The sequence below is a fragment of the Aliarcobacter butzleri genome, from assembly GCF_900187115.1.
Lineage (GTDB): Bacteria > Campylobacterota > Campylobacteria > Campylobacterales > Arcobacteraceae > Aliarcobacter > Aliarcobacter butzleri.
The window spans coordinates 1,638,515-1,650,422 of sequence record NZ_LT906455.1 but is presented as its reverse complement, the minus strand read 5'-3'; the positions used below and the strand labels follow the sequence as shown (position 1 = coordinate 1,650,422).

Sequence of the window (11,908 nt, the reverse complement as noted above, 5' to 3'; positions counted from 1 at the left end):
AAAAAATTTAATGAATAAAGAGATAGATTTTGAAAATGCAATAAAAAATATTTTAACTTATATAGGAGAAGATATAAATAGAGAAGGTTTACTTGATACTCCAAAAAGAGTTAGAAAAGCTTTTGAATTTATGTGTAGTGGTTATAATCAAGACCCAAAAGAGATTATTCAAAAAGCTCTATTTACATCAACAAATGATGAAATGGTTGTTGTAAAAGATATAGAGTTTTACTCTTTTTGTGAGCATCATATGTTACCTATTATTGGAAAAGCTCATGTTGCTTATATTCCAAATGGAAAAGTTGTTGGACTTTCTAAAATTCCAAGAGTTGTTGATGTTTTTGCAAGAAGACTTCAAATACAAGAACAGATGACAGAGCAAATTTGTGAAGCTTTAAATGAGCATTTAAGACCAAAAGGTGTTGCTGTTATGATAGATGCAAGACATATGTGTATGGAAATGCGTGGTGTTGAAAAAATCTGCTCAACTACAGTTACTTCATCTTTAAGAGGACTTTTTAAATCTGATAAAAAAACAAAAGATGAGTTTTTATCAATTGTAGCTTCATCTTTTCACAAATAGACTAAATAGAAGATAAATTACTTCTTCTATTAGGTTATTCTTTAAAATATATTTACATCACTTCTATCTGTTACTCTATCAAGTCTTGTTGGAGTAGTTTTATTTTCACTATTCATTTCTTTATCGAATATATTTATAATATTTTTTGAATTTGCTATAAATGTAGTTTTATCTTTACCTTCTAAACCTTCAATTTTTGGTTTTTTAAGTACAGTCATAGGGTCAATTGCAGTTCCATTTTTATACATACCAAAATGTAAATGTGGACCAGAGCTAAGTCCAGTTGAGCCAACATATCCTATATGTTCACCTTTTTTTATACTCATTCCTTGTCTTACACCTCTTGCAAAGTTACTTTGATGTGCATAAAGAGTTTTATAACCATTTCCATGATTTATTATAATAGTTTTTCCATAACCAGTTTTTAATCCTACAAATTCAACTTTTCCATCCGAAGATGCATATATATTTCTTCCTGTAGGTGCTGCAAAATCAGTTCCTAAATGTGCTCTATATCTATTTAAAACTGGATGCCAACGTTTATTTGTAAAAGGACTAGAAATTCTTGTAAATGTTAGAGGAGTTTGAAATAAAAAAGTTTGAGTAAAACCAACACCATTTTCATCGTAATATTTGTCATCTTTTTCATTTTTAAATCTATAAAAAGATTTTCCATTTATTTGAACCATAGCAGCTTTTATATTCGGCATACCAAGTTGTTTTCCTAAATATGATCTTTGAGTATATTGTAAAGCAACAAAATCACCTTTTTTCATCTTTCTAAAATCAACATCTTTATTATTAAATAAAGAGTTTAAAATTGCGGCAAGTGTTACGTCTCCTGTTGCATTTAAGATGTCTTGAGATACAGATTCATTTATTTGAATTGCTATTGTTTCTGAATATTCATTGTAGTTTATTGGAAGGGTTTGAAATCTGTATTTGTTGTTGTGATCTTTATATATGTGGATTTGAATATCTTCTGAGATTGGTATTAAAACTTGATTTAGGGCGCCATTGTCATCGGTATATAAATAAAACCTATTATTGGTTTGAATTTCAGAACATAACTCTTGATCCTCTCCATCTAAGTCATAATATAACTTTAGAGGAACAGAGTGTTTTTCTAAAAAGGTTAGAAAAGTTTCGCCTTTTGGCCATAAAAGTTCTTCAACTTGTGCTGAATATAAAAAATTAAAAAATAATATTGTTGCCAGGATGATTTTTTTCATATTTTTGTCACTTTTTTAATCGAATAATTTAGGGATAATATTGTACAATCATTTAACTTAAAAAATTGAAATGGAGCGTAAATTGGTTAAACTTGTAGTTTTAGTTTTCCTTTCTTTGAATCTTTTTGCTAAAGATTTAGTAGATGTGTATAGAAAAGATGGAATCATTGCAGTAGAAAAAGAGTTAGAAAAAGGCTTAAGAGATATTGACTTTTGGAAAAAATATCTTGATAATAAAAATACAGATTATGGTTTTTATGAAACTAAAGAATATGTAATTATTGCAGAAAAAGAGAATAAAAAAATGACTCTATTTGCTAAAAATGGTGATGATTATAAACAAATCTCAAAAGATAGTATGATTGTTGGAGAAAAAGCAGGAGACAAATTTTTAGAAGGGGACAAAAAAACTCCTGAAGGTGCATTTGAATTAGTTCAAAAAAGAACAGGACTTGACCAATTTTACGGACCATTTGCTTTAGTTACAGAATATCCTAATACTTTTGATAAAAGTTTGGATAAGAAAGGACATGGAATATGGATTCATGGTATGCCTTTTAATGGAGATAGAGAAAAATTTACTCAAGGTTGTTTGGCTTTAGATAATGAGAAATTAGAGACTTTAGCAAAAAATATTGATTATAAAAAAACAGTTTTAATAACAAGTGGTGATGAGTTTAAAAAAGCTAGTAAAAATGATATTGCTTTGATATTAAGTTCTATTTATAAATGGAAAGATGCTTGGAAATATTCAAATATAGAAGAGTATTTATCTTACTACTCAAAAGATTTTAAAAGAGCTGATCAGTCAGATTTTAAAAAGTTTGAAACGCAAAAAAGACAAATTTTTGCAAAAAATGAGACTAAAACAATAAACTTATTTAATATGGATATCTCACCTTATCCAAATTCATCAAAGAAAAAAATATATAAAGCTGTTATGGACGAAGAATATGTAAGTCCTAGCGTAAAATTTGTTGGAAAAAAAGAACTATATTTTGAAATAGATAACAATAAAGTAAAAATTCTATCAGAAGATTAACAAAAAATTTAATACTTTTTAGATATAATCGCCTTAATTTATACAAGATATTTTAAGGCGAAAAATGCAAAAAAAAGAGATGAATATTCAAGAGATAGCACTTGCACACTCATTGACTCTTGAAGAATTTGAAAATATAAAAGAGATTTTAGGAAGAGAACCAAATTATGTAGAAATTGGAATCTTCTCTGCTATGTGGTCTGAGCATTGCTCATATAAATCAAGTAAAAAATATTTAAGTGGTTTTCCTACAAAAGCTCCTTGGGTTATTCAAGGTCCAGGTGAAAATGCTGGTGTTATAGATATCGGTGATGGATATGCTGCTGTATTTAAAATGGAATCACACAATCATCCAAGTTTTATTGAACCTTATCAAGGCGCTGCAACTGGAGTTGGAGGAATTTTAAGAGATGTATTTACAATGGGAGCACGTCCAATTGCAAATATGAACTCTATTAGATTTGCTTCAATTGAAGGAGATAGTGAAACTGCACAAAAACATAGATACTTACTAAAAGGCGTAGTTGCTGGAATTGGTGGTTATGGTAACTGTATGGGAGTTCCAACTATTGGTGGAGAAACAACTTTTGAAGAGTGTTATGCTGGAAATAATCTTGTAAATGCCTTTACTTTAGGACTTGCAAAAGCTGATGAAATTTTTTACGGAAAAGCTGAAGGTATTGGAAATCCTGTAATGTATGTTGGTTCTAAAACTGGACGTGATGGTCTTGGTGGAGCAGTTATGAGTAGTGCTGCTTTTGATGAAGATTCTGAATCAAAAAGACCAACAGTTCAAGTTGGAGATCCATTTACTGAAAAATTATTACTTGAAGCTTGTTTAGAACTATTTAAAGCTGATTTAATTGTTGGTATTCAAGATATGGGAGCAGCTGGTCTTACTTCATCTTCATTTGAAATGGCAGGAAGAAGTGGTTCAGGAATGATTATGCACTTAGATAAAGTTCCTGCAAGAGAAGAAGGAATGACTCCTTATGACTTTATGTTAAGTGAATCTCAAGAAAGAATGCTTATTTGTGCTAAAAAAGGTTGTGAGCAAGCAATTATTGATATTTTCCAAAAATGGGAACTTGATGTTGCGGTTATCGGAGAAGTAACTGCTACTGGAAATATGGAATTATTTTGGCATGGAGAAAAAGTTGCTGAAGTTCCAGTTCAACCAGTAAGTGAACAAGCACCAATTTTAGATAGACCAGTAAAAAAACCAGCTTATTTAGATGGAATTGAAAATATATCTTTAGATAAAGAACTTTCAAATCAAGTTGTTTTTGATGAACTGTTTTCAGATATGGAAGTTGTTGATAAATCTTGGGTTTATTCTCAATATGACTCAATGGTTCAAACAAATACAATAAAAGGACCAGGTTCTTTAGATGGTTCTAGTATTAGAATCAAAGAGACTGGAAAAGCATTATCAATGAGTGCTGATTGTAATACAAGATTTTGTTATATTAACCCAGAATTAGGTGCTGCTGCAGCTGTTATGGAATCAGGAAGAAATGTTGCAATGACAGGAGCTGTTCCAAAAGCAATTACAGATTGTTTAAATTTTGGAAATCCTACAAATCCAGAAGTTATGTGGCAATTTAAAGAGTGTTGTGAAGGGATTAAAAAAGCTTGTAAAGATTTAAATACTCCTGTAATTGGCGGAAATGTATCTTTATACAATGAAACAAATGGAGTTGGAGTTTTCCCAACACCTTCTATTGCAATGGTTGGAGTAAATGATGACGCAAACAAAGTACTTCCATCAAAACTTCAAGAAAATGGAAATATTTTATATCTTTTAGGTGAAACAAAATCAGAATTTGGTGGTTCTTTATATCTAAAAAAATTATATGGAAAAGTTGCTGGAGTTCATCCTGAAGTGAGTTTTGAAAAAGAGTTAGCTTTATGGAATACAGTAATCGAAGCAAATAAATTAGGATTATTAAAAGCTGCAAAAGATGTAAATGTTGGTGGAATTGCAATAGCATTAGCTAAAATGGCAGTTGTTGGTAATAAAGGTATCGAAGTAAATATCTCTTTAAATGATTCAAAAGATATTTTTAGTGAATCTTTAAGTAGAGCAATCGTTGAAGTTAATCCTTCAAATTGTGAAGCATTTGAAAAAATTGCAAAATCTTTTGGTTTAGAGTGCACTAAAATAGGTGTTGTAAAAGGTAACAAAATATCTATCAATGACATTTATAAAGATTTAGATAAAGTAAGTGATGTTTACTTTAATAGATTTAAACAAGTAATTGAACAAGTTTCATAAAATATATTAAGGAATTTTCCTTAATATATAAATTTCACTCTCCTAAATTCTTCTTCAAACTTAAAATAGTTTTTATTCATTCATAACTCATAAAATATAAAATAATTAATTCTTAAAATTTTTCCATTTTTTCAATGAAGCAATACATAAATGCTTTTTTTGTATAATAAAAAAAATTTATAAAATTTGGGGAAAGAAATTGAGAGCATTAATTAGCGTAAGTGATAAAAGTGGTGTTGTAAATTTTGCAAAAGAACTTGTAAAATTAGGTTATGAAATTATTTCAACAGGTGGAACTTATAAGACTCTAAAAGATGAAGGAATAGCTGTAATAGAGGCAAATGAAGTTACAAAGTTTCCAGAGTGTTTTGAAGGTAGAGTAAAAACTTTAAATCCTTATATTCATGGTGGTATTTTACATAGACGAGATAAGCAATCTCATTTAGACCAAGCAAAAGAACTTGGAGTTGAAGGTATAGATTTAGTTTGTGTAAATCTATATCCATTTAAAGCAACTATTGAAAAAACAGATAATTTTGAAGAGATTATTGAAAATATAGATATTGGTGGACCAGCAATGGTAAGAAGTGCCGCTAAAAACTTTGATTCAGTTATTATTGTAACAGATGTTGCTGATTATGATTTAGTGTTAAATAATCTTAAAAATAATACAAATACTGTTGAGTTTAGAAGAGATATGATGATAAAAGCTTATGAACATACAGCTTCTTATGATTCTATGATTGCAAATTATATGAACAAAAGATTTAATGGTGGATTTGGTGCTAAACAATTTATCGTTGGGTCTAAAGTTTTTGATACAAGATATGGTGAAAATCCTCATCAAAAAGGTGCTTTATATGAATTTGATTCACAATTCTCTAATAAATTTAAAATAATAAAAGGAGAACCAAGTTTCAATAATATGGGTGATATTAGTGGAGCTTCTAAAATAGCTGCTGCATTTGGTGAAGAAAAAGCTATTTGTATAGTAAAACATGGAAATCCTTGTGGATTTGCTATTAAAGATACACTATTAGAATCTTATGTTGAAGCACTTAAATGTGATCCAATTTCAGCTTTTGGTGGAGTTGTTGCAGTAAATGGAATAGTTGATAAATCTTTAGCAGAAAAAATGAATGAAATTTTCTTAGAAGTTATATTTGCAGCAGGTTTTACTCCTGAAGCAATCAAAGTATTTGAAAATAAAAAAAGAATAAAACTGTTTGAGCAAGGAACACAATTTTTAGAACTTGCGAATGATAAAATAGATTTTAAAAGAGTTGATGGTGGATTTGTTTATCAAGATGCTGATAAAGTTCAAGAAGATGAAGTTATAAACTCTCAACTTATGTCAAAAAGACCTGCGACTGAACAAGAAGTAAAAGATATGGAAATTGCTTATAAAATCGCTAGTTTAACAAAATCAAATTGTGTTGTTTATGTTAAAGATTCTGCAATGGTTGCTGTTGGTATGGGTATGACTTCAAGAGTTGATGCTGCTAAAGCTGCTTTAAGAAAAGCTAGTGATTTGGGAATTGATGTAAAAGGTGCTGTATTAGCAAGTGAAGCATTCTTCCCATTTAGAGATAGTATAGATGAAGCACAAAAAGCTGGGGTAAAATGTGTAATTGAGCCAGGTGGAAGTATCAGAGATGATGAAGTAATTGAAGCTGCAAACCAATATGGAATGGCTTTATATTTCTCAGGAATTAGACACTTTTTACATTAATATCTTTATATGGCAAAAATTAAAAAATTTTGCCATATATTTACAAAAAACTTTACTCTTTTTACGATTTTTTTGATAAACTATTTAATTATTATTTTAAGAAAAAAGATGGTTTATGAAAAAAATAACGTTATTTATTATCCTATTGATTTTTATTACTTCATTTTCTCATGCAAAAGAATTAAAAAAAATTAAATTACAACTATCTTGGTTTAATCAGTTTCAATTTGCTGGTTACTATATGGCAAAAGAAAAAGGCTTTTATGAAGAAGCTGGATTTGATGTAGAAATACTTCCTTTTAATTTTGGTATAGATATTCCCAAAGAGGTAAGTGATGGAAAAATTGATTTTGCTATTGGAAGAGAAACTTTAATTTTAGAAAAAGCAAGAGGTAGAAATGTTGTTGCCTTATATGCACTTTTTCAAGCTACACCACTTATTTTAATTTCAACAAAAGATTCAAAAATAGATTCAATAAAAGATTTTGAAAATAAAAGAATCATGACCACTTTAGATGATTCAAGTGAAGTTTCTTTAAGAGCTATGATAATTTCAAATAATGTAAATCTTAGCACTTTAACTTTTCAAGACCATACCCATAATATAAACGATTTAATAGATAAAAAAACAGACGTTATTTCAGCTTATACGTCTAAATCACCATATTTTTTAGAAAAAGAAGGTATAGAATATAATGTTTTTGCACCAAAAGATTATGGTTTTGATATGTATAGTGATTTTTTATATACAAATGAGAATTTAGTAAATAATGATTTAGATACTGTATTGCTATTTAAAGCTGCTTCTTTAAAGGGTTGGGAATATGCTTATTCAAATATTGAAGAGAGTGCAGAACTAATACAAAAAAAATATAATACTCAAAATTTATCAAAAAATGAACTTGTTTTTGAAGGAAGAGAATTAAGAAAATTGTCTTATTTTAACACAGTAAATTTAGGAGAAATAAAAGAAGATAAATTACAAAGAATAAGTGATATATACAATTTAATGGGTTTATTAAAAGGTCCTGTTGATTTAAAAAAGTTCATTTTTAATTTAAATTATATAAGAAGTTTGACTCTTACTCAAGAGGAAAAAGATTACTTAGAAAAAAAAGATTCCATAACAATGTGTGTTGTTCCTAATTATATGCCATATAGCGATATAAAAGGTGATAAGTTTGTTGGTTTTATAGCTGATTATATGACTGTAATAGAAAATAGAATAAAAAAACCAATTACTTTAGTTCCAACTTCAACTTGGACACAATCTTTAGATTTTGCTATAAACAAAAAATGTGACATTCTAACTGGAGCTTCTTGGTCAGAAAATAGAGAGAAATATTTTAAATTTACAAAACCTTATTTAAATGTTCCTGTTGTTCTTTTAACACGAAGCAATGTTCCTTTGATAAATAATTTAGATTTAATAGGTAAGAAAAAGATTGCAGTTGTTGAAAATTATGTAATATATGAAGAGTTAAAGAAAAAATATAAAAACATAGAATTTGTTACCGTAAAAGATTCAGATGAAGGTATAAGTAAAGTTTTAAATGGTGAAATTTTTGGATTTATAGATACCTTATCTACAAATTGGTACAAAATTCAAACAGAATATTTAGAAAAAATTTCGATTAATACAAAATTAGATTTGAATATGGATTTTTGTATAGCTGTAAATAATGAAGAAAAAATTTTATACGATATTTTTCAAAAAGCTGTTGTGAGTATGGATGATATTGTAAAAAATGAAATATTAAACAAATGGATATTCACTGAATATGAAAAAGGGTTTAATTATTATGTTTTTGTTCAAGTATTTATTGGAATATTATTAGTTTTTATTGCCATTTTATATAGACAAAAGTTATTAAAAAAAGTAAATACCTCTTTAAAAAATCTTGTTGATGAAAAAACAAAAGAGTTAAAAGATATAAATAACGAATTAGAAGACAGAATAAAAAAAGAGATTGAAGAGAATTTAAAAAAAGATAGACTCCTTTCTCAACAACAAAAAATGGTTTCTATGGGACAAATGATAGAAAATATTGCCCATCAATGGAGACAGCCTTTATCTTTGATTACAACAAGCGCAAGTGGAATAAAAATCAAAAAAGAGTTAGATGTTTTGGATGATAAATATTTATATGATACTTTAGATTTTATATTAAATACATCTGCGTATTTATCAGATACGATAGATGATTTTAGATACTTTTTTAAACCACAAAAAGATAAAGAGATTTTTTATTTAAAAAATTGTTGTAAAAGAACAATTGATTTAATAAAACCTAATTTCGTAGAAAATAATATAACTATTATTGAAAATATAGAAGATTTAAAAATAAATGGTTATGAATCAGAGTTAATTCAAGTTCTAATAAATATTTTAAATAATGCAAAAGATGCGCTTTTATTAACTAAGGATGATAGATTTATTTTCATTGATGTTATAAAAGATGATAAAAAAGCACTTATTAAAATCAAAGACAATGCAGGTGGAATAGATGCAAATATTATTGCAAAAGTATTTGAACCATATTTTACAACTAAACATAAACATTTTGGAACAGGAATAGGTCTTTATATGTGTCAAGAAATTATAAGTAAACATATGGATGGTGAAATTGATATTTCAAACGTAAAATTTGATTATAAAGATAAACAATATGATGGAACTTTAGTAGAAATCACTTTAAATATTGAAGAGTGATTTTGATATAATCATTTATATTTTAAAGTATTATATTAGGAATTTTTTTGAATTGGTTAGATATAGATAAAAATCATACTTGGCATCCTTATAATTCACTTCCTTCTAAAACAAAAATTCTTCCAGTTAAAAGTACAAATAAAACTTGTATTTTTTTAGAAGATGGTACTCAACTAATTGATGGAATGAGTTCTTGGTGGAGTGCAATTCATGGATATAATAATCCTGTTTTAAATGAAGCATTAAAAAAACAAGTTGATATTATGCCTCACATTATGTTTGGTGGATTAGCTCATGAGCAAGCTGCTATTTTAACTAAAAAATTGGTTGAATTAACTGGTTTAAATTCTGTTTTTTTATGTGATAGTGGCTCTGTATCAGTTGAAGTTGCGCTTAAAACGGCAATTTTATATCAAAAAGCAAAGGGTTTAAATAAATATAAAATTTTAGCTTTAGAACACTCTTATCATGGTGATACTTTAGGAGCTATGAGCGTTTGTGACCCGCAAAATTCAATGCATTCTATTTATGGTTCATATTTAAGTCAAAATATTTTTGTAAAAGCACCAGCTTTAGGCTTTGATAGTGATTTTTCTTTAGCAATTGAAGATTTAGAAAAAACTTTAGAAAAGCATCATAATGAAATTGCTGCTTTTATTCTTGAACCTGTTGTTCAAGGTGCTGGCGGAATGAGAATATATAATCCAAAATATCTTGAAGTTGCAAAAAAACTTTGTGAAAAATATGATATTTTATTTATTTTTGATGAAATTGCTACAGGATTTGGTCATACTGGACGTATGTTTGCATACGAATGGACAAATATAAAACCTGATATTATAACTCTTGGAAAAGGTTTAACAGGTGGTTATATGACTATGGCGGCAATGATTACTTCAAAAGATATTAGTGATACTATCTCAAACAGTGAAATTGGTGTTTTAATGCATGGTCCAACATTTATGGCAAATCCTTTGGCATGTAGTGTTGCAAATGCAAGTATCGATTTACTTTTGATTTCTTCTTGGAATGAAAGAGTTAAAAAGATTGAAGAGATTTTTTCTAAAGAGTTAGAGCAATTAAAAAATCACTCTTTAGTAAAAGATGTAAGAAATATTGGGGCAATTGGAGTAATTGAATTAAAAGAAGAGGGGTATTCTCAGCAAATACAAGATTATTGTGTAGAAAATGGAGTATGGATAAGACCATTTGGAAAACTTGTATATTCGATAGTTGCTTATATAATAGAAGAAAAAGATTTAGTAAAAATAGCTAAAACAATGGTTGAAGCTATAAACTCTATAAAGAAAAAATAGATGAAAAAAAGTAATTTAAAAAAACTGATTTCAAATTTACCAAAATATCCAAATGTTTTAGGAAGAAATAGATTTTTTAATAGTGCAGTTTTAATTCCAATTATAAAAATAGATGGTGTTTATCATTTACTTTTTCAAAAAAGGGCAGCTCATATAAGGCAAGGTGGAGATATATGTTTTCCTGGTGGGGGTTTTGAGTCAAAATTTGATAAAAATTTTCAAGATACAGCATTAAGAGAGACTTTTGAAGAGTTGGGAATTGAAAAAAAAGATATAAAAATTTTAGGACAACTTGATACTTATGTTACTCCAATTGGTGCAATAATTGAATCTTTTGTTGCAAAAGTTAAGAAAAAAGCCTATAAAAATATGAAAATTGACTATAACGAAGTTGAAAAAACGATAGTTATTCCAATCTCTTTTTTTAAGAAAAATGAACCAAAAGAGTACACTTTATCAAATAAAATTTTACCTTATGAAATAGATGAATATGGAAATAAAGAAGTTCTTTTCCCTGTTGAAGAGTTAGGAATACCAGAAGCATACAAAGAACCTTGGGGAAATAAAAAACATAAAATTTGGGTTTATGAATACGAGGGTGAAGTAATTTGGGGAATTACTTCTGTTTTAATAAAAGAGTTTATAGAAAAGTATTAAATAGTTAATACTGCAAAACTTTCATCTTTTAAAGCTTTTGTTAAAAACTCTCCTGTGTGAGTGATTTCGATATTTAATTTTTTTAAAGTTGAAGTCGCTTCATAATCTTCAACACAGACTACACAAGCACTCATTTTAACACCCGTTTCTTCTATTTTTTTTAGTTGTTTTCTTACTTTTTTACTTTTTTTTACAAGTTTTATAGATGGTCCCCAAAGCATTAAATGTGCTGTTTTCCAATACTCTCTTTCTAAAATTACACTTCCATATAAAAGTGGAAATTTATTTGCAACTTCAATATCCCCATTTGTCCAAACTATAAGTAGATTTTCTTTCATTTAAAAAGCCTTTGGTT

General features: G+C 27.9%; 9 protein-coding genes. 7 read left to right on the top strand and 2 right to left on the bottom strand.

Annotation, left to right across the window (positions count from 1 at the left end; all coding sequences use genetic code 11):
- Positions 1–10: 10 nt before the first annotated feature.
- Positions 11–583 carry a GTP cyclohydrolase I FolE gene (folE, locus tag CKV87_RS08215; protein ID WP_004509874.1) on the top strand — a complete coding sequence of 191 codons (573 nt, stop codon included), beginning with the start codon at positions 11–13 and terminating at the stop codon, positions 581–583.
- A 41-nt stretch (positions 584–624) separates the two neighbouring features.
- On the opposite strand, the gene CKV87_RS08210 is transcribed toward folE, so the two are convergent.
- Complete coding sequence (locus tag CKV87_RS08210) at positions 625–1,815, bottom strand: peptidoglycan DD-metalloendopeptidase family protein (RefSeq protein ID WP_012147620.1); 1,191 nt, start codon at positions 1,813–1,815, stop codon at positions 625–627.
- 82 nt (positions 1,816–1,897) lie between these two features.
- Here CKV87_RS08210 and CKV87_RS08205 point away from each other — a divergent pair, with 82 nt between their 5' ends.
- From CKV87_RS08205 to CKV87_RS08180, 6 genes are all read left to right on the top strand, one after another.
- Complete coding sequence (locus tag CKV87_RS08205; RefSeq protein ID WP_228126915.1) at positions 1,898–2,857, top strand: L,D-transpeptidase family protein; 960 nt, start codon at positions 1,898–1,900, stop codon at positions 2,855–2,857.
- Between the two features lie 64 nt (positions 2,858–2,921).
- The gene (gene purL / locus CKV87_RS08200) at positions 2,922–5,135 is read left to right on the top strand and encodes a phosphoribosylformylglycinamidine synthase subunit PurL (protein ID WP_004509871.1); all 2,214 of its coding nucleotides are present in this window, start codon (positions 2,922–2,924) and stop codon (positions 5,133–5,135) included.
- Positions 5,136–5,334: 199 nt separating this feature from the next.
- Entirely contained in the window at positions 5,335–6,867 is a 1,533-nt protein-coding gene (gene purH, locus CKV87_RS08195; RefSeq protein ID WP_012147618.1) for a bifunctional phosphoribosylaminoimidazolecarboxamide formyltransferase/IMP cyclohydrolase, read from the top strand.
- Positions 6,868–6,982: 115 nt separating this feature from the next.
- Positions 6,983–9,580, top strand: a complete 2,598-nt coding sequence (locus CKV87_RS08190) for an ABC transporter substrate-binding protein (protein ID WP_012147617.1) — start codon at positions 6,983–6,985, stop codon at positions 9,578–9,580.
- Between the two features lie 47 nt (positions 9,581–9,627).
- Positions 9,628–10,896, top strand: a complete 1,269-nt coding sequence (bioA, locus tag CKV87_RS08185) for an adenosylmethionine--8-amino-7-oxononanoate transaminase (RefSeq protein WP_012147616.1) — start codon at positions 9,628–9,630, stop codon at positions 10,894–10,896.
- Entirely contained in the window at positions 10,897–11,553 is a 657-nt protein-coding gene (locus tag CKV87_RS08180) for an NUDIX hydrolase (protein WP_012147615.1), read from the top strand.
- Here the strand turns inward: CKV87_RS08180 and CKV87_RS08175 are convergent.
- The gene (locus CKV87_RS08175) at positions 11,550–11,891 is read right to left on the bottom strand and encodes a hypothetical protein (RefSeq protein WP_012147614.1); all 342 of its coding nucleotides are present in this window, start codon (positions 11,889–11,891) and stop codon (positions 11,550–11,552) included. The two genes, CKV87_RS08180 and CKV87_RS08175, sit on opposite strands and share 4 nt — an antisense overlap.
- Positions 11,892–11,908 lie beyond the last annotated feature (17 nt).